Genomic DNA, 249 nt, shown 5'->3' on the forward strand with positions numbered 1-249 from the left:
GCCATGGACCTTGCCACCTTTCTCGTGCAGTGCCTGAACGCCGTCCAGTACGGGCTGCTGCTGTTCCTGCTGGCCTCCGGCCTGACGCTGATCTTCGGGATCATGGGCGTGATCAACCTGGCCCATGGCAGCTTCTACATGATCGGCGCCTACATGGCCTTTGCGCTGTCCCCGCTGCTGGGCCAGCACTTCATCACCATGCTGCTGGCCGGCGTGGCGCTGACCGTGGTGCTGGGCTATGCGCTGGAG

1 protein-coding gene is annotated in these 249 nt (G+C 64.3%); it reads left to right on the plus strand.

The features are described from left to right. A partial coding sequence (locus ACSNOK_RS35465) for an ABC transporter permease subunit (RefSeq protein WP_436784791.1) occupies positions 1–249 on the plus strand: 249 nt, incomplete at both ends.

The organism is Streptomyces sp. URMC 126, assembly GCF_051386555.1.
Taxonomy (GTDB): domain Bacteria; phylum Actinomycetota; class Actinomycetes; order Streptomycetales; family Streptomycetaceae; genus Streptomyces.